This window comes from Wenzhouxiangella sp. XN24, assembly GCF_011064545.1.
GTDB lineage: Bacteria > Pseudomonadota > Gammaproteobacteria > Steroidobacterales > XN24 > XN24.
The window spans coordinates 230,176-252,504 of the sequence record NZ_JAAMFG010000036.1; the positions used below are offsets into that span (position 1 = coordinate 230,176).

A 22,329-nucleotide genomic window follows, 5' to 3' on the forward strand; every position below is an offset into this window, starting at 1 on the left:
CACCGGGGACTGAATCCTTTGTGCCTCCTGGTCTTCAGCTGGCAACCCGGCGCCGCCGAGACGCTCGTGCTGGCCGGCAACCGCGACGAGTTTCATGAACGGCCGGCGGCACCCGCCGGCTGGTGGCGAAACGGTACCCTGGGCGGGCGCGACCTGCGCGCCGGCGGCACCTGGCTGGCGGCGCACGCCAGCGGCCGCTTCGCGGTGGTGACCAACTTCCGCGAGGCGATCGAGGAAGGACGCGGCCCGCGTTCCCGCGGCGAACTCGTCACCCGCTACCTGGACGCGTCCGAGGGCCCGATGGCTTTCGCCGCCGAACTGGCCGGCCGGGGGAATGCGTACGCCGGCTTCAACCTGTTGCTCGGCGACCCCGGCGAACTGGTCTACGTCTCCAATCGCGGGCGCGGGCCCGAACGGCTGTCGGCCGGCCTTTACGGCTTGTCGAACCACCTGCTCGATACGCCCTGGCCGAAGCTCAAGCGCACCCGCGAGCGCTTCGCACGGCTGCTCGCCCCCGCAACCCGTGCCGGTGCCGGTGCCGGTGCCGGTGCCGCTGCCGCTGCCGGCCAGGAGACAGACACCGGCGCCCTGCTGAAAATGCTCGCCGACCGCACGCCGACGTGTGACGACGAGCTGCCGGACACCGGTATCGGAGTCGAGCGTGAGCGATTGCTGTCTTCGCCCTTCATCGTCAGTCCGTGGTACGGCACGCGCTGCTCGACCGTCTTGAAAATCCTGCAGGAGAATGTCATGGAATTCACTGAACGCCGCTTCGATCCGACGGGCGCCGCCTGCGGCGAATCGCAGTTCCGTTTCAGGCACTCCGGCGGTGTCTCTTGAAGCCGCGTCGCGCGCCCTTCGGCACCTGGGTATCGCCCCTCGACGCAGCGGAAGTCGCGTCGGCCGGCGTACGGATCTTCCAGCCGCGCCGGGCCGGCGATGCCATCACCTGGCTCGAAGTGCGCCCGGCTGAGGGTGGGCGCACCGTGCTGATGCAGGACCTGAGAGGGAAGCGGACCGAGCTGACGCCGGCGCCGTTCAGCGCGCGCAGCCGGGTGCACGAATACGGCGGCGGCAGCTACTGTGTCGCCGGCGCCGACACCTGGTTCGTCAACGACGAAGACCAGGCGGTCTGGCACCGCGACAGGGATGGATCGATCCAGCGGCTCACCCCGGCCGATGAGCGCCGCTATGCCGACCTCGCCTGGGATCCCGTCCGGTCGCGCCTGCTGGCCGTCTGCGAGGACCACGCCGCCGCGGCCGAACCCGAGAACACGGTCGTGGCCATCGACCGCGAGGGCCGTGTCACGACGCTGCTCTCGGGCAACGACTTCTATGCCTCCCTGCGGCTCGACCGTGACTGTGCCCGACTCGCCTGGCTCACCTGGAACCACCCGAACCTGCCGTGGGACGGCACGGAACTCTGGAGCGCGGAGATCGATGCAGACGGCCGCCTGCGGGAACCGCAGCAGATCGCAGGCGGCGAACGCATCGCCGTGTTCCAGCCGGAATGGCTGCGCGACGGGCGGCTCGGCTTCGTCGCCGACCCCGACGGCTGGTGGAACCACTATGCCTGGCGGGCAGGGGCCGAAGTCGAGCGGCTCACCGAGATGGACGCCGAGGCCGCCCTGCCCCAGTGGGTGTTCGGCCAGTCCACCTGGGGCGAAATCGCGGGCGGGATGATTGGCGCGCTGAGCCGCGACGGCGGCTGGACGCTCTGGCAGTTCGGCGACGGCCTGCCCGCGAGCCTGCCGTGGCGGCTCGACGCCATCGAGCATGTCGCGACCGACGGCAAGGAGGCGGTGGTGCTGGCCGGCGCCGGGAATCGCCCCACGGCGGTCTACGCGCTCGACCTGCCGGCGCTGCGGCCGCGGTGCGTGGCCGACTCCGGCGAACTGCCTCTGGACGAGGCGTGGATATCCCAGCCGCAGCCGCTGTCGTTCCCGACAGCCGACGGCAGCGAAGCCTATGCGAACTACTACCCGCCGATGAACCCGATGTTCGAGGGGCCGGAAGGCGCGGCGCCGCCGGTGATCGTGAAATGCCATGGCGGGCCGACCGCGGCCGCCTCCACGGCGTTCGAGGCCAAGCTCCAGTATTGGACGACGCGGGGTTTCGCCGTGCTCGACGTGAACTACCGCGGCAGCACAGGCTTCGGCCGGGCCTACCGGGAAAAGCTCTACGGCAACTGGGGCGTCGCGGATGTCGAGGACTGCGTGGCGGGCGTCCGCTACCTGGCTTCCCGCGGACTCGCCGACGCGAATGCCGCCTTCATCAGCGGCGGCAGCGCCGGGGGTTACACGGTGCTCTGCGCCCTGGCCTTCACCGATGCATTCCGCGCGGGCGCGAGCTACTTCGGCATCGGCGATCTCGCGGGCATGTTCGAGACGACCCACAAGTTCGAGGCGCGCTACGACCACTGGCTGGTCGGGCCGCCTCACGATCCGGCCACGCAACGCCTGATCGAGGAACGCTCCCCGCTGCGTCACGCCCACCAGATCACCTGCCCGGTGATCTTCTTCCAGGGCGGCGAAGATCGCGTCGTCCCGCCCGAACAGAGCCGGCAGATGCATGCGGCATTGCAGGCTGCCGGCCTGCCCACGGCCTACCTGGAATTTCCCGAGGAGCGACACGGCTTTCGCCGCGCGGAAAACATTCTCGCGGCACTCGAAGCCGAACTGGCGTTTTTCTGCCGGGTGCTCGGCGTCAGCCCGGCCGACGAGGTGCCGCCGCTGGGGATCGACAACGACAAGGCCGGTCTGCACTGAAGTCGTGACCGGACGAGTGGCGTCACGCCGGCGATGGTCGCGACGGTGTCCGTCGGGCCGTAGGCTGGACCCTCTGCTAGGGGGCCGACGGGCCGGGGAGCACGCGGCTCAGCCAGCCGCGAATGTCTTCCACTTCCTCGGGACACACGGAATGCGGCATCACGTATTGCTTGAACTCGACCCCGTAGCCGAGGCTCGAAAGGAGTTTGGCGCTTTCCTCGCCCAGCATCGGCGGCACCACCGGATCGAGGCTGCCGTGCGCCATGAAGAGCGGCGTTTCGTGGTTGGCGGTATGAAACTCCAGCGTGGCGGCGCGCAACGGCAGGTAGGTCGAGAGGGCCATGATCCCCGCCAGCCGCTCCGGATAGCGCAGGCCCGCGTGGAGCGCCACCGCGCCGCCCTGTGAGAATCCCGCCAGCACGATGCGCTCGGCCGGGATGCCGCGTTCGCCTTCGCGCCGGATGAGGGCCTCGACGGCGGCGGCGCTGTCGCGGATCCCTGCCTCGTCCTCGCGGGCGCCGCGCTCGATGGCGACGATGTCGTACCAGGCCCGCATGGGCATGCCACCGTTGATCGTCACGGGACGCACCGGCGCGTGCGGAAACACGTAGCGCACTTCAGGTCCCCCCGGCAATCTCAGGGCCGGCACGATCGGCGCGAAATCGTTCCCGTCTGCGCCCAGGCCATGCAACCAGATGACGCTCGCCCGGGGTGTCGGCCCGGTTTCATGTTCCACGGTTTCAAGCAGGTTCATTCGAATCAGGCCCCGTCCGATGACGCGCGCAGTGTACAGGGCGTCCGGCGGGAGCACGAAGCCCGGCTCGAAAGCGCTTGACAACACATGCGCATGAAGTTCCAATAATGCGCATCTTTAATCATCCGCCCTGCTCCGGAAACCCATGCCTACCGTCAACGCCCAGCAAAACGAGCGCCGCGAAGCCGTGCTCGGCCTCCTGCGACAGCATCGCGTGACGCGGCAGTCCGAACTGGTGGACCTGCTGGCGGATCTCGGCTTCGCGGCGACCCAGTCGAGCGTCAGCCGGGACCTGCGCGACCTCGGCGTTGCGAAGGTCGGGGAACGCTACCTCGCACCGCAGAACCTGGGCGGGCCACCGAGCAGCTTCGGGCCGCTGGCGGGCTTCGTCACCGGCTGGTCCACCGCGGGACCGCATCTCACCGTCGTGCGCACCTCGGTGGGCGCTGCACAGAGCGTCGCGGTCGCGGTCGACCGCGCCGGCTGGAACGAGGTCGCCGGCACCATCTCCGGAGACGATACAATATTCGTCGCGACCGCAAACGCCCGTGGCCAGCAGGCGTTGCTGGCCCGTCTCAACAAGATATTTCCGAGGTAACACGCGATGAACGCCTCTCCCACGACGGGCGGCAGTCCCGTACTGCTCGCTTTTTCCGGTGGCCTCGACACCTCTTTCTGCGTGGCCTGGCTGAAAGAAACCCTGGGCCGCCCGGTCATCACGGTGACCGTAGACACCGGCGGCGGCGTGGATGCGGCGGCACTGGAGGCGCGTGCGCTGGCGCTGGGCGCCGAACGTCACATCACGGTGGACGCACGCCGCGAGTTTTTCGACTCCGTGCTCAAGTACCTGGTGTTCGGCAACGTGCGCCGGGGACAGCTGTACCCGCTGTGCGTCGGCGCCGAACGCGGCCTGCAGGCCAGGCTGGTGGCCGCGCAGGCCGCCGAACTCGGCAGCGAAACGGTCGCCCACGGCAGCACGGCGGCGGGCAACGACCAGGTGCGCTTCGAAGTGGCGCTGCGCACCTTGCGGCCCGGGCTCGAAGTGCTGGCCCCGGTGCGTGACCACGACTGGCAGCGCGCGGACCAGGTGGCCTGGCTCGAAGCGCGCGGCCTTCCGGCACCGGCCGGCGGCGGCGCCTATTCGATCAACCGCGGCCTGTGGGGCACGACGATCGGCGGCAAGGAAACGCTCGACTCCCGCGAACCGCTGCCCGAGAGTGCCTGGGTGGTCACCGCCGGCGCATTCGACGCGCCGTGTGCGCCCGAGCGACACCGCATCGGATTCGAGCGCGGCGTGCCGGTCGCGCTGGACGGCGAAGCGCTCGATCCCGTCGCGCTGATCGAGCGCCTCGAGGTGCTGGCGGGTGGCTTCGGCATCGGCCGCGGCATTCATCTCGGCGAAACCATTCTCGGCTCGAAGGGCCGGGTCGCCTTCGAGGCGCCCGCGGCGGAAACGCTGCTCACGGCGCACCGTGAACTGGAAAAGCTCACCCTCACCGGCATGCAGCAGAAGATCAAGGAGCCGCTCGCGCTGACTTACGGCGACCTGGTGCACGAGGGGCAGCACATGGAACCCGCCGCCCGCGACATCGAGGCCCTGCTGGCCTCCTCGCAGGCCCGCGTGACGGGCGAAGTCCACCTGCTGTTTCGCCCGGGCGTGCTGTTCGTCGAGGGCACGACCTCGCCCCACTCGCTGCTGGCGGCCACCAAGGGCAAGTACGGCGAGTCGGCGGGAGAATGGAGCGCCGCCGATGCGCTCGGCCTGGCCCGCATGAAGGCCCTCGCAGGCATGCTGCACACGCGTGCAGGGAGCGGGGCGTGAGGCCCCTGATCGTGGACAAGGTGGCTTCCGTGGCCCAGAGCTGCCGCCTGGGGCGCGAGGTCAAGATCGCGGCGGAGATCCCCTGCGAGGAAGGCATCGTCATCGCCGTCGAAGTGCTGTCCGACAAGTCCACCTACAACACCCTCGAGCTCGTGTCGGGCAGGATGGCGCAGGTGAAGCGCGGCGACATCATCGTCGGTGCCCTGGGCCACCGGCACGCGCTGTTCGGCTACTCGGGCCACATCCCCGAGAAGCTGGCGCCGGGCGACACGATCAACCTCTTGAACCTCGGCGGCGTCATGGGCATCTGCGACTCCGTCAACCGCGACCGCGGCCAGCCCTTCGAGTGCCGCGTGCTGGGATCGGTGCTGCACTTCCCGTACCTCGGCGAACGCATCGGCACGCCCGCGCGCGTCGGCGCCCTCACGCTGCCGGAGGACCCGGCCGTGAACATCCGCGGCATCCCGGCGATCGCGCTGGCCGGCACCTGCATGGACGCGGGCAAGACCGCCGCGGCCGCGGCCATCATCAGCCGCTTCTCGCACTACGGCTACCGGGTGGCTGCGTTCAAGGCGACCGGCGTGTCGTTGCGCCGCGACATCCTCGCGATGGACGACGCCGGGGCCAGCGCGAGCTCGATCTTCACCGACTTCGGCGTGGTCACGACTTCGCCGAAAAACGGCCCGCGCCTCGCGCGCACCATGCTCACGCGCATGGCGGACACGCGTCCCGACGTGATCGTTTTCGAGCTGGGCGACGGCATCATGGGCGCCTACGGCGTGGAGGCGATCCTGCACGACCCGGAAGTGCGCAAGGCGCTGTCCGCCGTGGTGTTGTGCGCCAACGATCCGGTCGGGGCTTTCGGCGGGGTGCACCTGCTGCGCGAGCGTTTCGGCATCGAGCCGGCGCTGGTCACGGGCCGCTCCACCGACAACGAGGTGGGCGTGCGCATCATTCGCGAGCAGATGGGCGTGCCCGCCTACAACGCCCTCACGCAGGAGGCCGAACTCGGCGAGCACCTGCGCGGCGTGCTGTTCGGCGCGCAGGTCGGATCATGAGCGAGCGGCTTCCCGTCGCCGTGCTCGGCGGCACCGGCTACGTCGCCGGGGAATTCCTGCGCCTGCTCGCGAGCCATCCGCAGCTGGGGCTGGCGGCGGTGTCCTCGGAAAGCCGCGCCGGCCAGGCCGTGGGCGCGACGTTTCCGAACCTGTCCTCGGCGTGGGCCGACACCCGCTTCTGCGACGAGGCGGAACTCGCGAAGCAGGTTGCCGGGGGACGCGTTCGCGCACTGTTCTCCGCCCTGCCGCACGGCGCCGCGGCCGCGCGCATCGATTCCTTGCTGAAGACTGCGGAGCAGGCCGGCGCACCCTTGACCGTAGTGGACGCCTCCGCTGATTTCCGCTTCCGCGCAGCGGCCGACTACGAGCGCGTCTACGGCCATCCGCATCCCTGCCCGGATCGGCTCGCGCAGTTCGCCTCGGCACTCCCGGAGCACCTGGCCGGCTGCCCGGCGCCGCACGTCGCGCACCCCGGCTGTTTCGTCACCTCGGTGCTGCTCGGCATCGTGCCGCTGCTCAACGCGGAGCTTGTCGCGCCGGAATTCCATGTCTCCGCGATCACCGGCAGCACGGGGGTAGGCCGCAAGCTCGGTGAGACCACTCATCATCCCGAGCGGCACGGCAACATGTTCGCGTACCAGCCGCTGGTGCATCGGCACAGGCCCGAGATCGAGCAGCTCGCGACCGAAGCCGCGGCGCCGTGCAAGGTGCACTTCGTCCCCCACTCGGGCGCCTGGGCACGCGGCATCCACGCCACGATCCACGGCCGTCTCGCGTCCGGCGCCGATCTCGCCGCGCTGAAGGCGGCGCTGGCCGGCGCCTATGCCGGCTCGCCGTTCGTCGAGGTCATCGACACGCCGCCGCGTCTCAAGGACGTCACCGGCTCGAACCGCGCGCGGCTGGCGGTCGCCGCGGATGCGGAGGCCTTCGTCGTGATGGTGGTGATCGACAATCTCCTGAAGGGGGCGGCCGGCGGCGCCCTCCAGTGGATGAACCGCCTGCTGTCGCTGCCGGAAGACGCCGGCCTGCGCCTCCCGGGAGCCGGCTGGATATGAGCACGACCCCTGCACCGATCCTCGACACGCCGGACGAGCGCGCCTGGACGCTGCCGGTCTATGCCCAGCTCGACCTCCATCCGTTGCGCGGCGACGGCGCCTGGCTCGAGATGGATGACGGCCGGCGGGTGCTGGACATGTACGGCGGCCATGCCGTCGCCTCGCTCGGTTACGCCCACCCGCGCCTCGTCGCCGCCCTGCGCGACCAGGTGGAGCGGCTCACCTTCCAGAGCAACCTGCTGCCGCTGGAACTGAGGGCACGGGCCTGCGCCGCGCTGGCGCGCTTCGCGCCGCCGGGCCTCGACCGCGTGTTCCTCGTCAACAGCGGCGCCGAGGCGAACGAGAACGCGTTGAAGCTGGCGTTCGGCCAGCCGGGACGCACCCGCATCGTCGCCGTGGAAGGCGCCTTTCACGGCCGCACCGCGGCGGCGGCGGCGGTCACCTGGGGCAGCGAGAAATGGTACGGCTTCCCGCAGCAACCGTTCGAAGTCAGCTTCGTCTCGCCACGAGACCTCGCCGCCCTCGATCACCTGGTCGGCGAGGACACCGCCGCGCTGATCGTCGAGCCCGTCCAGGGCGTGGCAGGCGCGCTCGACCTGCCTGCCGAGTTTCTTGCCGCGGCGCGCCGGGCGACCCGCGATGCCGGCGCCCTGCTGATCTTCGACGAGGTCCAGTGCGGCATGGGCCGGACCGGGCGACCTTTCGCCGCGGACCACTACGGCATCACGCCGGACATCATCACGACGGCCAAGGGCCTCGCCGGCGGATTCCCGGCCGGCGCGGTCATCACCACCGCGCAACTCGCGGCGGAGCTGAAGATCGGCGAACTCGGCACGACCTTCGGCGGCGGCCCGATGGCCTGCGCGGCGATCGAGACGGTGCTGGCCGTGATCCGCGACGAGAACCTGCTCGAGCGCGTGCGCGTCCTGTCGGCACAGATCCGCGAAAGCTGCCTGGTCGGCCCGGTCCGATCGATCCAGGGCGCGGGCTTCCTGCTCGGCCTCGTCTGCAGCCGCCCGGCGCGCGAGATCCAGGCCGAACTGCTGGAACACGATATTCTTGCGGGCACCAGTGCCGACCCGCGCGTGCTGCGCCTTCTGCCGCCGCTGACCCTCGAAACCGAACACGTCGCCCGACTCGCGGCGGCCCTTGCGGAGATCGCTCCATGAAACGCTTCATCGACCTGGCCGAGAACACCCCCGAAGAACTGGCCGAACTGCTCGCGCTGGCGGGGCGCCTCGACCGCCATCCCGAACCGCAGGCCCTCACCGGCAAGGTGCTCGGGATGCTGTTCTTCAATCCCTCCCTGCGCACCGTGGCCTCCTTCCAGGCCGCCATGGGCCGGCTCGGCGGCTCGTCCTTCGTCATCACGCCGGGCGCGGGCACATGGAAGCTGGAGGCGCGCAACGGCATCGTGATGGACGGCGACGCGGCCGAGCATATCCGCGAGGCCGTGCCGGTGCTGGCGAGTTATGCCGACGTGCTGGGCATCCGCGCCTTCGCCGGGGGCATCGACCTCGAGGCCGACCTCGAGGAACGCAAGTTCATGGAGATGGCCTCGATCTGCCCCGCCCCGCTGGTGAACCTCGAGTCCGCGGTCAACCATCCCTGCCAGGCGCTCGGCGACTGGAAGACGATGGACGATCTCGAAGTGCCGGCGAGCGGCGGGCGTTTCGTGTTGTCGTGGGCCAACCACCCGCACGCGCTGCCGCTGGCGGTGCCCGCCGCCGTGGTGCACATGGCCGCGATGCGGGGCATGGACGTCACGGTGCTGCGGCCCGAAGGCTATGCGCTCCCGGATCCGATCATGCAGCGGGCGCGGGATGCCGCGGCGCGCTCCGGGGGCTCGGTCCGCGAGACCGACGATCGCAAGGAAGCGACCGAGGGCGCGCACGTGATCTACGCGAAAAGCTGGGGCTCGACGAGTCACTACGGCCGGCCGGCGGACGACCGCAACCTGCGCAGCAACCTGGAGCACTGGACCGTCGACGAATCCTGGTTCGACAACGCGTTGGCCGAGGCGATCTTCATGCACTGCCTGCCGGTGCGTCGCAACGTGGTGGTGGCGGACGAGGTGCTCGACGGACCGCGCAGCCGCGTGCTGCCCCAGGCCCGCAACCGCATGACCGTGCAGGCGGCGATCCTGCACCGGCTGCTGCTCGGAGGTGGGCGATGAGCAACCTGCTCGACGGACACGGCGAACGCGCCATCGCGGTGACCGCCCTGAAGGCGGCCGTGCCCTACATCCGGATGTTCAAGCGCAAGGTGTTCGTCATCAAGGCGGGCGGCGCCGTGTTCAGCGACGAGGAGAGCACGCGCGAACTGATCGAGCAGCTCGGCATCCTCTACGAGGTCGGGATTCACGTCGTGCTGGTGCATGGCGGCGGCCCCCAGTCCACCGCGCTCGCCAAGGCGCTCGACGTCCCCGCGCAGTTCGTCGAGGGGCGGCGCGTGACTGACGAGCGCTCGCTCCAGGTCGCCACCATGGTGCTCAACGGCATCATCAACACGCGGGTGTTGGCGATCTGCCGGGACATCGGCCTGCCGGCCATCGGCATGAGCGGCGTGGATGCCGGCCTGATCAAGGCGCACCGCCGCCCCCCCGTGGCGCTCGAGGGTGACGGCGGCGGGACCGTGGACTACGGTTTCGTCGGCGACATCGACGACGTGGACAGCGGCGTGCTGCAGCGACAGATCGAGGCCGGTTTCCTGCCGATCATCAGCCCGCTCTCGGCGGACGAGGACGGCATCCTGCTGAACATCAACGCCGACACCGTGGCGGCGGCGATCGCGGTCGCGCTGAAAGCCGAGAAGCTGATCCTGCTGACGGGCGCCCCCGGCATCCTGGACGACGTCGCCGACCAGAGTTCCCTGGTCTCGTACCTCGACCTCGCCGACCTGGAGCGCATGCGGGCCGAGGGCCGGCTGGACGCCGGGATGAAGCCCAAGGCCGACGCGATCAAGTTCGCGGTGCGCGGCGGCGTGCCGCGGGTGCACGTGATCTCCTGGCAGGTGCCGGACAGCCTGTTGCTGGAGGTCTTCACCAACGAGGGCACCGGGACGCTGGTGGTCCAGGACACCGGCACCCTCACGCCGGAGGAACAGGCGGCGGCGGAGGACGAAGACTGATGAGCCGGATGTGGGACAAGGGCGATCCTCTCGACAACCAGGTGCTGGCCTACACGGCCGGCGAGGACCACGAACTCGACAACCGCCTGGTGCCCTATGACGTGCGGGCGTCGATCGCCCACGCGCGGATGCTGCAGGCGCAGGGCCTGCTGTCGGCGGATCACTGCAACGCGATCGAGTCGGGCCTGCAGGCCCTCGCCGATGCACATGCCGCAGGCGAGTGGCGCATCGGGCTGGAGGAGGAAGACGTCCACAACGCGCTGGAGCATCGCCTCTCGCTGGTTTCGCCGGAAGCGGCGGCCCATGTCCATCTCGGCCGCTCGCGCAACGACCAGGTCCTCACCGCGCTGCGGCTCTACCTCAAAGACGCGGCGCGCATGCTGCACGACGGCGCCGGGCGGGTGGCCGCGGAACTGGACGCACTGGCGGAGCGCGAGAACGACACGCCCCTGCCGGGTTACACGCATCTCCAGCCGGCGATGCCCAGCTCGGTCCGCCTGTGGGCCGAAGGCTTCGCCGCCGAGTTGCGCGACGACGCCGAAGGGCTGCTCGCCGCCAGCCGGCGGGCCGATCGCAATCCACTGGGCTCGGCTGCGGGCTACGGCGCACCCGGCCTGGCGCTGGACCGCGAACACACGCGCAAGAGTCTCGGCTTCGCCGCGATCCACCAGCCCGTCACCGCCGTCCAGCTGTCGCGCGGCAAGGCCGAGGCGCAGCTGGTGTTCGAGATTCACCTGCTGATGCAGGACCTGGGGCGCCTCGCCGCAGACCTGATCCTGTTCTGCAGCCAGGAATTCAGCTACGTCGCCCTGCCGACCTCGATGACCACCGGCTCGTCGATCATGCCGCAGAAACGCAATCCGGACGTGTTCGAGCTGGTGCGCGGACGCGCAGCGACCACGCTCGGCTGCCTGTCCGAGACGCTGGCGGTGCCGGCGAAGCTGACCTCTGGCTATCATCGCGACCTGCAGCTGCTCAAGGCGCCGCTGTTCCGGGCCATCGATCTTGCCGAGGCGACGCTCGGAATCATGGGCCATGCGCTGCCCGAAGTGACCTTCATCGCCGAGAATATCCGCATGGAGCAACAACTCTACGCCACCCAGGATGCCTACCGCCTCGTGACCGAGGAAGGCCTTTCGTTCCGCGAGGCGTATCGCCGCGTCGGCGCATCGCTGGCGCGCCTGCGCGGCAAGGAGCCGGGGAAGGACGGCGAATGAGCATCTGGCGCCAGCGACCCGAACTCGAGGCATTGAACGCGATGGCCGGCGATACCCTGGTCGCGCACCTCGATATCCGCTTCACCGAAGTCGGCGAGGATTACGTCGTCGCCACGATGCCGGTGGACGCGCGCACTCACCAGCCCTTCGGCCTGTTGCATGGCGGGGCGAGCGCCGTCCTCGCCGAGACGCTCGGCAGCATGGGCGCCAATTATTGTCTCGACCAGCAGTCCGAGTACGCCGTCGGCCTCGAGATCAATGCCAATCATCTTCGCCCGGTGCGCAGCGGTCGCGTCACGGGCACCGCGCGCCCGCTGCACGTCGGCAGGCGCACGCAGGTCTGGGAAACGCGCATCGAGGACGAGGCGGCGAGACTGGTGTGCGTGTCGCGCCTGACGCTGGCGGTCGTGCCGCGGGAGCCGAAATGACCCGCGGCGTGCCGCAGTCCCATGGGCGCGCGAAACGGTCGCTGCGCTGGCCGGGGGCGCTCGCGTTCCTGGTGGCGGTGGCGCTCGCATCGGGCTGCGGCATGTACGGGGACCTCATGCTGGAGGAGCGGCCCGTGCGCACGCCGGAGATCACCGAGTTGGAGCCGATCTCCGTGCCGCCGGGGGGCGCGCCGGAAGTGCCCGTTCCGCCGGCGGATCCGCCGGTCGTTCCACCGTCGGACGTCGCCGGACCCGGCGATGGCGACGAAGGCAGGAAAAAGAACGAGGACGACCCGGCGGGCGGCTCGTGACCTTGAGCCCGGGTTTCACTTATCGCGACGGGCAGCTGTGCGCCGAGTCGGTGCCGCTCGAGACCCTCGCGGCCCGCTACGGAACGCCCTGCTACGTGTACTCCCGCAACGTCCTGGAGGCGCGTTACGACGCCTACGCCGCGGCTTTTTCGGGCCGGCCCGTGCGTCTCTGCTACGCGGTAAAGGCCAACGGCAATCTCGCCGTGCTGGGCGCTCTCGCGGCGCGCGGAGCCGCCTTCGACATCGTCTCCGGCGGCGAACTCGCACGGGTCATCCGCGCCGGCGGCGACCCGCGGCGCGTCGTGTTCTCCGGGGCCTGCAAGCTCGACGAGGAACTGCGCTTCGCACTCGCCCAGGACATCGCCTGTTTCAACGTCGAGTCGGCGCCCGAGCTGCACCGGCTCTCGGCCCTCGCGAACGAAAGCGGCCGCGAGGCGCGCGTCGCCCTGCGCGTCAATCCGGACGTCGAGGCCGGCGGTCACAGGCACATCTCCACCGGGCGGCGGGAACACAAGTTCGGCGTCGCCATGGAGGACGCCGAGGCGTTGCTGGTCGCTGCGAAAGCACTACCCGGCATCCGCCTGGAGGGTGTCGCCTGCCACATCGGCTCGCAGATGATGTCGCTCGAGCCGCTGGCGCTGGCGCTCGAGCAGCTGGCCGCGTTCATCAGGCGGCTGCAGGCGAACGGCTTTCGCCTCGCCCACGTGGACGCCGGCGGCGGGCTGGGGATCGATCACGGCGGCCAGGCGGCGCCGACCCCGGCCGCCTACGCCGACGTCGTGCTCGCGGCCCTGGGCGGCCTCGGCCTGGAGATCGTGCTCGAGCCCGGGCGCTCGATCGCCGGCCCCGCCGGAGTGCTGCTCACGCGCGTCGCCTACCTGAAACAGGGCCATGGGCGGAAATTCGCGCTGGTCGATGCCGCCATGAACGACCTGTTGCGGCCCGCCCTGTACGAGGGCTGGCACGACATCCTCCCGGTACGCGACGGCGGACTGCCCGATGACGAGCCGATCGACGTGGTCGGCCCGGTGTGCGAGACCGGCGATTTCCTCGGCCGTGACCGGCGCCTGCCGGTGCGCGCCGGCGACCTGCTGGCCGTAGCCGATGCCGGCGCCTACGGATTCGTCATGAGCTCGAATTACAATGCCCGCCCGAGAATCTGCGAGATCATGGTCGCAGGCGACGAAGCGCGGGTCGTACGCCGGCGCGAAGAGGTCGAGGAATTGTGGCGGGGTGAGGCGCTGTTCGAGGATGCGAATCCATGAGCGATGAATCGCTGGTGCTGGTGGACGGCTCGTCCTACCTGTACCGGGCCTTCCACGCGATGCCGCCCCTGACCAACAGCCGCGGTGCGCCGGTCGGCGCGGTGCTGGGCGTGGTGAACATGCTGCTGAAGCTTCTCGACGAGCACCAGCCGGCGCATTTCGCCGTGGTCTTCGACGCCAGGGGCAAGACCTTTCGCGACGAGCTGTTCGCCGAGTACAAGGCGACGCGCCCGCCCATGCCCGACGAACTCGGGGCGCAGATCGCGCCGTTGCTCGAGGTCGTCGAGGCGCTCGGCCTGCCGATGCTGCAGGTGCCGGGTGTCGAGGCGGACGACGTGATCGGCACGCTCGCACGCCAGGCAACGGCCGCCGGGATGAAGACGCTGGTCTCGACGGGCGACAAGGACATGGCACAACTGGTGAACGAGCGGGTGACCCTGGTCAACACGATGACCGGCACCGTGCTCGACCCGGCCGGCGTGGAACAGAAGTTCGGCGTCCCGCCGGCACGCATCGTGGACTGGCTGGCGCTGGTCGGCGACAGTTCCGACAACATCCCCGGCGTGCCGAAATGCGGCCCCAAGACCGCCACCAAGTGGCTCGGGGAGTTCGGCGATGTGGACAGCCTCGTGGCGCGGGCCGACGAGGTGCCGGGCAAGGTGGGGGAAAGCCTGCGCGCCCACCTCGAGCAGCTCGAGCTGTCGCGCGAACTCGCAACGATCCGCTGCGACGTCGACCTGGAACTCGGCCCGGCGGAACTCGTGCGCCGCTCGCCCGATACCGAGCGGTTGCGCACGCTGTACAAGGAGCTGGAATTCAATACCCTGCTGCGCAAGCTGCCGGGATCGAACGCGGGAAGCAGCGATAATGGCGATCCGGTGGACGAGACCACGAGCGTCCCGGCGCCCGCCGCCGCGCTCGACTACGAGACCGTGCTGACGCGCGCGCAACTCGACGGCTGGCTGGCCCGGCTCGAGGCCGCTGACACGTTCGCCTTCGATACCGAGACGGACAGCCTCGACTACATGCGGGCGCAGATCGTCGGCGTGTCGTTTGCCGTGACCCCCGGCCAGGCCGCCTATGTGCCGCTGGCCCATCACGATCCTGATATCGCTGCACAACTCGATCGGGCCGAGACCCTCGAGGCCCTGCGGCCGCTGCTCGAAGACCCGGCCCGCGGCAAGATCGGACACAACCTGAAATACGACCAGCACGTGCTGGCGAATCACGGCATCGCGCTGGCCGGGATTCGCTACGACACCATGCTCGAGTCCTATGTCGTCGACTCCACTGCGACGCGCCACGACATGGATTCGGTGGCGCTGAAGTACCTGGGTCACCAGACCATCCGCTACGAGGACGTGGCCGGCAAGGGCGCGCGGCAGATCTGCTTCGACCAGGTGCCCGTGGCCGTCGCGGCGCCTTATGCGGCGGAGGATGCCGACGTGACCCTGCGGCTGCACGAGACGCTGTGGCCGCGCCTCAGCGAGAACCCCGGACTGGAGCGCGTCTACAGCGAGATCGAGCGCCCCCTGGTGCCGATCCTGGTGGGGATGGAACGCCACGGGGTGTTGCTGGACACGGACCTCCTCAGGCAACAGAGCCGGGAGCTGGACAAAGGCATGGCCGAGGCGGCCGCCCTCGCGTTCGCCGCCGCCGGGGGCGCGTTCAACATCGGCTCGGCCAAGCAGCTGCAGGAGATCCTCTTCGGCCGGCTCGGCCTCACCTCGGTACGCAACACCCCCGGGGGCCAGCCGTCCACCGCGGAGGACGTACTCGAGGAGCTGGCGCTGCTCCACGAGCTGCCGCGCCGCGTGCTCGAGTACCGGGGCCTGGCGAAGCTGAAATCCACCTATACGGACAAGCTTCCCGAACTCGCGGACGCCCGAAACCGGGTGCACACCTCGTATCACCAGGCCGTCGCCGCGACCGGCCGGCTGTCCTCCTCCGACCCGAACCTGCAGAACATCCCGATCCGCACCGCCGAGGGCCGCCGCATCCGGCAGGCATTCATCGCCCCGCCGGGATATCGCCTCGTGGCGGCGGATTACTCCCAGATCGAGCTGCGGATCATGGCGCACCTGTCCGGCGACGAGGGGCTGCTGGCCGCCTTCCGCGAGGATCGCGACATCCACCAGGCCACGGCCGCCGAGGTCTTCGAAACGCCGCTCGAGCAGGTGACCGCCGAGCAGCGCCGCTCCGCCAAGGCGATCAATTTCGGCCTCATCTACGGCATGTCGGCCTTCGGTCTCGCGCGCCAGCTGGGCATCGAGCGCGGCGCGGCGCAGGACTACGTGCAGCTTTACTTCGAGCGTTACCCCGGCGTGAAGCGCTACATGGACGAAACCCGCCAGCAGGCCCGCGACGACGGCTACGTCACCACGGTGCTGGGGCGGCGGCTCTACCTGCCGGAAATCCGCTCGCGCAACGGGCAGCGCCGCCAGTACGCGGAGCGCAGCGCCATCAATGCCCCGATGCAGGGCACGGCCGCCGACATCATCAAGCTGGCCATGATCCGCGTCGCCGACTGGCTGGCGAAGGACCCGGTGGACGCCCGGCTGATCATGCAGGTGCACGACGAGCTGGTCTTCGAGGTCGCCGACGACGACGTCGATGCGCTCATCGCTGCGCTGGGTCCGCTGATGGGCGAAGCGGTGACCCTGTCGGTGCCCCTCAAGATCGAACCGGCCGCCGGCCTGAACTGGGACGAAGCCCACTAGCACGGGTCGCGGATCATGCCGCACGGGCGACGGATCACGCCCCGGGCCAATCCTGCGCGTCGCGGAACTTTTGCCGCAGTGCAGTGTCTCTATTCCTGAGCGCCAACGCGACGCTCGCCCGCTGTCCTCCCTGAGCGGGCAAGCTGCCCGGTTTCCCCCAAGCCGGGCCATGCTTTACCCCGGGGCACTTCGTTGCCCCGGGGTTTTTTTTATTCCTTTGGCATGATCCCGAGCAGCGCATCGAGCCGCGCCCGCGCCGTTTCCACCCCGGTGCCCTTGAGCGCCGAGAACAGCTGCACCGTCGCGGTGTCGCCGACCTGTTTGCGCACCGAAAGCAGCGCGGCGCTGGCGGCGCCCCGGGACAGCTTGTCGGCCTTGGTCAGCAGGATGTGGACGGGACACCCCGCCTCGGCCGCCCAGCCGAGCATCCCCTGGTCGAAGTCGGTCAGCGGACGGCGCACGTCCATGACGATGAACAGGCCCGCGAGCGACTGGCGATGGCGGAAATAGGCGTCCATGAGCTTGCCCCAGTGGCGCCGCACCGCCTCCGGTACGCGGGCGTAGCCGTAGCCGGGCAAGTCCGTGACGCGCAGCTGTTCGCCCACGGAGAAGAAATTCACCAGCTGGGTGCGGCCGGGCGTCTTGCTGGTGCGCGCGAGGCCGCGCCGCGCCAGGATCGCGTTGATCGCGCTGGACTTGCCCGAGTTCGAGCGGCCCGCGAACGCGACCTCGGCGCCGTCGTCAGGGACGAACTGCGCGACCGTGTTGGCGCTGGTGAGGAATTCGACGTCGGAATAGGCGGTCATGACGAATGGACTGCACCTTGTGGGTCTGGTGTATCATTTCGGGTTCTACCCGCCGGGCGCCGGACTGGCAAGCCGCCGGGGCCAACACTGGAGAAAACAAGCCATGAGGAAGCTTCTCGCCGTTGCCATGATGGCCGCGGCCCTGGGGATCGGCAGCGCAGCGCAGGCCGAAGGTTCGGTTGCCGACGGGCAGGCCAAGTCCGTCGTGTGCGCCGCCTGTCACGGCGCCGATGGTAACAGCGTCAACCCCGAATGGCCTTCACTGGCCGGGCAGCATGCGAGCTACACGGCAGACCAACTGGCCGCCTTCAAGAACGGCCAGCGCCAGAACGCGCTGATGTCGCCCATGGCCGCGGACCTTTCGGACCAGGACATGCAGGACCTGGCCGCCTTCTACGAGGCGCAGAAACCCGCCGCCCGCGAGGCGGACCCGGAGCTCGTCGAAGCGGGCGAGCACATCTATCTCGGTGGCGTCGCGGAGCGCGGCGTGCCCGCCTGCATCGCCTGCCACGGCCCCACCGGCCTGGGCAACCCGCTCGCCCGGTATCCCGTGGTGGCCGCCCAGCACGCCACCTATTCGGCACTTTCGCTGCGCGCCTATGCCTCCGGTGAACGGCCCAACCAGATCATGCAGGACATCGCCGGCCGCATGACCGAGGAAGATATCGTCGCCGTGAGTTCGTACCTGCAGGGACTCCGCTAGCCCGGGGAACTCCACGGCGCCGGCATTGCCTGAACTGACTCAGATACTCCCGAGGAATCCGCATGAAGATGACCCGCACCGCCCTCGCCGTACTTGCCGTGATCGCGTTCGGCGCCTGCAGCGCCGAGCCTCCGGCCGGATCGGCCGACGCGACGCCACCTGCCGCGCAGCCGGCGACGGAATCCCAGCCCGTGTCGCGGCCGGCCACCGCGGAGGCGCCCGCCGCGGCAACCACCGCCCCGGCCGAGCAGCCGGTGCGCGTCGCCCAGGCCGATACCGCCGAGAAAGCGACGAACAGCCGCTTCGTCGCCGGACAGCACTACCAGGTCCTCAACCCGGCCCAGCCCACCAATGTCACGCCGGGCAAGGTCGAAGTCGTCGACGTCTTCTGGTACGGCTGCGGCGGCTGCTTCGCGCTCGCGCCCTATCTCGAAGCGTGGAAGGCCAACAAACCGGAGGCGGCCGAATACGTGCAGGTGCCCGCGACGCTGAACACGAGCTGGCAGCCGCATGCCCGCCTGTATTTCGCCACCCGCGCCCTCGGGATCGCGGATCGCACCCACAGCGCCATCTTTCGCGAGTACCACGTCAACCGGAACCCGCTCAACACCATGGACGCGATGCTCGAGTTCCTCGGCGAATACGGCGTCTCGGCCGAAGACGCCCGGGCGGCGCTGACCAGCTTCGGCGTGGATGCCGAACTGCGTGCGGCCGATATCCGCGCGCGCCGCTACGGGCTCATGTTCGTGCCGGCGGTGGTGGTCAACGGCAAGTACCTCGTCGGGATCGAGCAGGCCGGCAGCCCGGAAGCCGCGATCGAGGTCATCAATCACCTGGTGGCGATGGAAGCCGGCACCTGAGGCCGCGAAGCGCCCGGCCTGGCGACATCGCCAGGCCGGGCGGCACCGCGCGGCGCGGCGCGGTCACATCACTCCAGGGCATGCCATGCGCCTGCTGACCACTTGCCTGCTGCTGTTTACCTCGCTGCTGGCGCCGCCGCCCGCAACGGCAGCTGATCCTGCACCATTGCGCACGGACCACCTGGATTCCCGCCTCGTCGCGGCCCAGGAGGCCGTGGTGCCGGGTCAGCCCTTGCAGGTCGGCCTGTGGCTGGAACACGACCCGGAATGGCACACCTACTGGCTTAACCCGGGCGACTCGGGCCTGCCGACCCGGATCCAGTTCGACCTGCCGCCCGGCTTCGATGCCGGACCCGTCCAGTGGCCGATTCCCGAGCGCCTCCCGGCCGGACCGCTGGTGAATTTCGGCTACGGCGGCACCATCGTGCTGCCGGTCCTGCTGACGGTGCCGGGGGACCTGCAGGCCGAAAGCGTCACCTTGAATGCGCGCGCGGACTGGCTCGTCTGTCGTGTCGAGTGCATCCCGGGCGAAGGCGAATACACGTTGACGCTCCCGGTCGCGCCGACGACGGCGCCGGACCCGCGATGGGCCGGCGATTTCGCCCTGGCCGAGCGCCGCCAGCCGCGCCCGGCCGCCGCCGAGGCGGCCATCAGCTACACGGAAGAGACCGTCGAGATCCGCCTCCCGGCGGGGGATGCACTGGCGCAAGAACCCGACCCGGAATGGGTGTTCTTTCCGGTGACGCCGCAGATCGTCTCCAACACCGCCACGCCGCGCTGGGTGGAGACGCAGGACGGCCTGGCACTTGTGCTCCCCAAGAGCGACTACTTCGTCGCCGAGCCCGAGCGCTTCGAATTCCTGCTCGCGCAAGGCGACACCGGCCTGCTGTTCGGCACGCGCGCGGAGGCGACACCGACCGCGACACCGACCGTGACACCGATTGCTGCGAACGGCGACTTACCCGGGCTGCTGGCCGCGCTCGGGCTGGCCTTGCTGGGCGGCCTGATTCTGAACCTGATGCCCTGCGTGTTTCCGGTGCTGTTCCTCAAGGCGACCGCCGCCATCGAGGCCGGCGGGGATCGCGCACGCCTGCGGCGCCAGGGCGCGTTCTACACGCTCGGGGTGGTGTCGAGTTTTGTCGCGATCGCGATCCTCCTGCTGGCGCTGCGTGCGTCCGGCGAGGCGCTCGGCTGGGGCTTCCAGCTGCAGTCCCCCGTCTTCGTGGCGGCGCTCGCACTGCTGTTCTTCGTTCTCGCGATGAACTTTGCGGGCCTGGTCGAGTTCGGCGGCAGGGGGCTCGCCGGGCTCGGCCAGCGCCTGGTCCGCGGCCACGGCGACCGGGCCGCGTTCTTCACCGGGGTGCTCGCCTGTCTCGTGGCCAGTCCCTGCACCGCACCGTTCATGGGTGTCGCGCTGGGTGCGGCGCTGGCGCTCCCGGCCCCGGCGGGGCTGGCCGTTTTCGCCGCCCTCGGGCTGGGTCTGGCCCTGCCGATCCTGGCGCTCGGATGGGTGCCCGGCCTCGCGAACGTCCTGCCGCGCCCGGGGACATGGATGGAAACCTTCCGCCGCGCCCTCGCCTTCCCGCTGTTGCTGACCGTCTGCTGGCTCTTGTGGGTCTATGGCGAGCAGACCTCCGTGCTCGCCATGAGCCGGCTCCTGGCCGCCCTGGTGACTGTCGCTTTCGGGCTCTGGCTGCTCGCCCGGCGCGACGCCTGGCGCTGGCTCGGCTGGACCGCGCTCGCCGTCGGCCTGGTCTTCCCCTTGCTGCAGGCCCCGGATGTCAGTGCGCCCCGGAGCGATCCGTCCACCGCGGCTTACGAGCCCTGGTCGGCCGCCCGCCTCGAGGAACTGCGCGCCGCGGGGCGGCCGGTGCTCGTCAACATGACGGCCGCCTGGTGCATCACCTGCCTGGCCAACGAACGGGTGGCGCTGTCCTCGCCGGAGTTCCATGCTGCGCTCGAGGCCCGGGGCGTCCGTTACCTCAAGGGCGACTGGACCCGGCGTGACTCCGAAATCACGGCCTACCTCGAATCCTTCGGCAGGAGCGGGGTGCCGCTTTATGTGCTCTATCCGGGCCCCGGGCGGGAACCGGTAGTGCTGCCGCAGTTACTCAGCGTGGCGATCGTACGCGCGGCGCTGGAAGACATCTGAACCCGACGACCCGAGGAGAAAAGTCGATGCGCAAGTCCTTCCCCTTCGCCGTGCTGGCGACGCTGTCACTGGCGATGGCCACGCCCGCGGCCATCGCCGCCGACGCCGAGATCGGCGCCCCGGCACCGGCCTTCAGCCTGACCGGTCTCGACGGCCAGACGCATGATCTCAGCGACTTCGCCGGCAAGACCGTGGTGCTCGAGTGGACCAATCACGAGTGCCCGTTCGTCGTGAAGCATTACGACGGCGGCAATATCCCGCGACAGCAGGCCACCGCCACCGCCGCCGGCGTCGTCTGGATCGTCATCAATTCGTCTGCGCCCGGCAAGCAGGGGCACGTCAACGCCGACGAAGCGCGACGCATCCAGGCGGACTGGAACGCCGGCCAGACGCATTACCTGTTCGACGGGGATGGTGCGGTCGGCCGTGCCTATGGCGCCAAGACGACGCCGCATATGTATGTCATCGATCCGGACGGCGTGCTGCGCTACAACGGCGCGATCGATTCGATCCCCAGCGCGAAGATCGCGGATCTCGACGCCGCCGAGCAGTTCGTGGAGCTGGCGCTGGCGGAACTTGCGGCGCGCCAGCCCGTGAGCCGCCCGCTGACCCAGCCTTACGGCTGCAGCGTGAAGTACTAGCGCGGGTCGCGCCGGCCCCTTGGCGATCCGGGCCCGGAGTCACGCCTCCGGGCCCGGCCTGCCGGTCATGTCTCCTTTAATCCTGCCGGGGACCCCGTTACTTGACGAGGACGACCGGGAGTTCAGAAAGCTGCGCGACCTTGTTCGCGGTGGAACCGAGCAGCAACTGGCTGAGTCCGCCGCCACCGCTCTTGCCCATGACGATCGCATCGCAATCCAGCGCCTCCGCCCGCCCGGCGATCGTCAGGCCGACGTCCCAGGCCGCAAGCACTTCCCGCGTGAAGTTGATCCCGGCATCCCGAAGGATTTTCTCGGCTTCGGCCAGCGCCGGGTCGGCATGCTCGCGCTCGATCTTCTCCAGTTCCCCCGCCCCCATCTTGGGCGCCACCGGACCGTAAGGGGCGGGCACCCAATGCACGTAGAGCAGGGTCACACCCAGCTTGTCGTTGTTTCCGGCCAGCTTGACGGCATGTTTGACGGCACGCAGCGAGCTTTCTGATCCGTCCACTGGAAGCAGGATTTTCTGCATGACTTTTCCTCCTTATTCTTGCGACGGGCAGGCGCGAGCGCGAGACCGATTGCCGGGCCCGCATGGCGCGTGCGCCCGCAATCGCCGACGCAGCCAGCGCCGCCGTTCACC

21 protein-coding genes are annotated in these 22,329 nt (G+C 69.7%); 18 read left to right on the forward strand and 3 right to left on the reverse strand.

Annotation, left to right across the window (positions count from 1 at the left end):
* Positions 1-18: 18 nt before the first annotated feature.
* Together G6032_RS13150 and G6032_RS13155 are read left to right on the forward strand one after the other, a co-directional pair.
* A complete protein-coding gene (locus tag G6032_RS13150; protein WP_165282611.1) occupies positions 19-840 on the forward strand; it encodes an NRDE family protein in 822 nt (273 codons plus the stop codon).
* A complete protein-coding gene (locus G6032_RS13155; protein ID WP_206211983.1) occupies positions 837-2,768 on the forward strand; it encodes a S9 family peptidase in 1,932 nt (643 codons plus the stop codon). The genes G6032_RS13150 and G6032_RS13155 overlap by 4 nt, the downstream gene beginning before the upstream one ends.
* Positions 2,769-2,844: 76 nt before the next feature.
* Here G6032_RS13155 and G6032_RS13160 read toward each other — a convergent pair whose 3' ends face one another.
* Complete coding sequence (locus G6032_RS13160) at positions 2,845-3,609, reverse strand: alpha/beta hydrolase-fold protein (protein ID WP_346763821.1); 765 nt, start codon at positions 3,607-3,609, stop codon at positions 2,845-2,847.
* A gap of 58 nt (positions 3,610-3,667) precedes the next feature.
* Here G6032_RS13160 and G6032_RS13165 point away from each other — a divergent pair, with 58 nt between their 5' ends.
* Genes G6032_RS13165 through polA form a run of 12 tightly spaced genes read left to right on the forward strand, consistent with a single transcriptional unit; the run spans position 3,668 to position 16,527 of the window.
* Positions 3,668-4,120, forward strand: a complete 453-nt coding sequence (locus G6032_RS13165; RefSeq protein WP_165282612.1) for an arginine repressor — start codon at positions 3,668-3,670, stop codon at positions 4,118-4,120.
* 6 nt (positions 4,121-4,126) lie between these two features.
* Positions 4,127-5,344, forward strand: coding sequence for an argininosuccinate synthase (gene argG / locus G6032_RS13170; RefSeq protein WP_165282613.1), 1,218 nt, complete (start codon positions 4,127-4,129; stop codon positions 5,342-5,344).
* A complete protein-coding gene (locus G6032_RS13175; protein ID WP_165282614.1) occupies positions 5,341-6,402 on the forward strand; it encodes a hypothetical protein in 1,062 nt (353 codons plus the stop codon). Before argG ends, G6032_RS13175 begins: the two co-directional genes overlap by 4 nt.
* Entirely contained in the window at positions 6,399-7,457 is a 1,059-nt protein-coding gene (gene argC, locus G6032_RS13180) for an N-acetyl-gamma-glutamyl-phosphate reductase (protein ID WP_165282615.1), read from the forward strand. Before G6032_RS13175 ends, argC begins: the two co-directional genes overlap by 4 nt.
* Entirely contained in the window at positions 7,454-8,626 is a 1,173-nt protein-coding gene (locus G6032_RS13185; RefSeq protein ID WP_165282616.1) for an aminotransferase class III-fold pyridoxal phosphate-dependent enzyme, read from the forward strand. The genes argC and G6032_RS13185 overlap by 4 nt, the downstream gene beginning before the upstream one ends.
* Positions 8,623-9,633, forward strand: a complete 1,011-nt coding sequence (locus G6032_RS13190) for an N-acetylornithine carbamoyltransferase (protein ID WP_165282617.1) — start codon at positions 8,623-8,625, stop codon at positions 9,631-9,633. The genes G6032_RS13185 and G6032_RS13190 overlap by 4 nt, the downstream gene beginning before the upstream one ends.
* The gene (argB, locus tag G6032_RS13195) at positions 9,630-10,586 is read left to right on the forward strand and encodes an acetylglutamate kinase (protein WP_165282618.1); all 957 of its coding nucleotides are present in this window, start codon (positions 9,630-9,632) and stop codon (positions 10,584-10,586) included. Before G6032_RS13190 ends, argB begins: the two co-directional genes overlap by 4 nt.
* Positions 10,586-11,803, forward strand: coding sequence for an argininosuccinate lyase (argH, locus tag G6032_RS13200; RefSeq protein ID WP_165282619.1), 1,218 nt, complete (start codon positions 10,586-10,588; stop codon positions 11,801-11,803). The genes argB and argH overlap by 1 nt, the downstream gene beginning before the upstream one ends.
* A complete protein-coding gene (locus G6032_RS13205; protein WP_165282620.1) occupies positions 11,800-12,231 on the forward strand; it encodes a hotdog fold thioesterase in 432 nt (143 codons plus the stop codon). The genes argH and G6032_RS13205 overlap by 4 nt, the downstream gene beginning before the upstream one ends.
* Entirely contained in the window at positions 12,228-12,542 is a 315-nt protein-coding gene (locus G6032_RS13210; RefSeq protein WP_165282621.1) for a hypothetical protein, read from the forward strand. The genes G6032_RS13205 and G6032_RS13210 overlap by 4 nt, the downstream gene beginning before the upstream one ends.
* Entirely contained in the window at positions 12,539-13,807 is a 1,269-nt protein-coding gene (lysA, locus tag G6032_RS13215) for a diaminopimelate decarboxylase (protein ID WP_346763822.1), read from the forward strand. The genes G6032_RS13210 and lysA overlap by 4 nt, the downstream gene beginning before the upstream one ends.
* Positions 13,804-16,527 carry a DNA polymerase I gene (gene polA, locus G6032_RS13220; protein ID WP_165282622.1) on the forward strand — a complete coding sequence of 908 codons (2,724 nt, stop codon included), beginning with the start codon at positions 13,804-13,806 and terminating at the stop codon, positions 16,525-16,527. The genes lysA and polA overlap by 4 nt, the downstream gene beginning before the upstream one ends.
* 209 nt (positions 16,528-16,736) lie before the next feature.
* Here the strand turns inward: polA and yihA are convergent, their stop codons facing one another.
* Positions 16,737-17,333 carry a ribosome biogenesis GTP-binding protein YihA/YsxC gene (yihA, locus tag G6032_RS13225; protein ID WP_165282623.1) on the reverse strand — a complete coding sequence of 199 codons (597 nt, stop codon included), beginning with the start codon at positions 17,331-17,333 and terminating at the stop codon, positions 16,737-16,739.
* A 103-nt stretch (positions 17,334-17,436) separates the two neighbouring features.
* Here yihA and G6032_RS13230 point away from each other — a divergent pair, with 103 nt between their 5' ends.
* The 4 genes from G6032_RS13230 to G6032_RS13245 all read left to right on the forward strand — a co-directional run bounded on the left by G6032_RS13230 (position 17,437) and on the right by G6032_RS13245 (position 21,689).
* Positions 17,437-18,036 carry a c-type cytochrome gene (locus tag G6032_RS13230; RefSeq protein ID WP_165282624.1) on the forward strand — a complete coding sequence of 200 codons (600 nt, stop codon included), beginning with the start codon at positions 17,437-17,439 and terminating at the stop codon, positions 18,034-18,036.
* Positions 18,037-18,098: 62 nt separating this feature from the next.
* On the forward strand, positions 18,099-18,896 hold the full coding sequence (locus G6032_RS13235) for a thiol:disulfide interchange protein DsbA/DsbL (RefSeq protein WP_165282625.1): 798 nt from the start codon (positions 18,099-18,101) through the stop codon (positions 18,894-18,896).
* 85 nt (positions 18,897-18,981) lie between these two features.
* Positions 18,982-21,048 carry a thioredoxin family protein gene (locus G6032_RS13240; RefSeq protein ID WP_165282626.1) on the forward strand — a complete coding sequence of 689 codons (2,067 nt, stop codon included), beginning with the start codon at positions 18,982-18,984 and terminating at the stop codon, positions 21,046-21,048.
* Positions 21,049-21,074: 26 nt separating this feature from the next.
* On the forward strand, positions 21,075-21,689 hold the full coding sequence (locus G6032_RS13245) for a thioredoxin family protein (protein WP_165282627.1): 615 nt from the start codon (positions 21,075-21,077) through the stop codon (positions 21,687-21,689).
* A gap of 97 nt (positions 21,690-21,786) precedes the next feature.
* Here G6032_RS13245 and G6032_RS13250 read toward each other — a convergent pair whose 3' ends face one another.
* Positions 21,787-22,218 (reverse strand): universal stress protein, encoded by a 432-nt coding sequence (locus G6032_RS13250; protein WP_165282628.1) that lies wholly within the window; start codon positions 22,216-22,218, stop codon positions 21,787-21,789.
* Between the last annotated feature and the right edge of the window lie 111 nt (positions 22,219-22,329).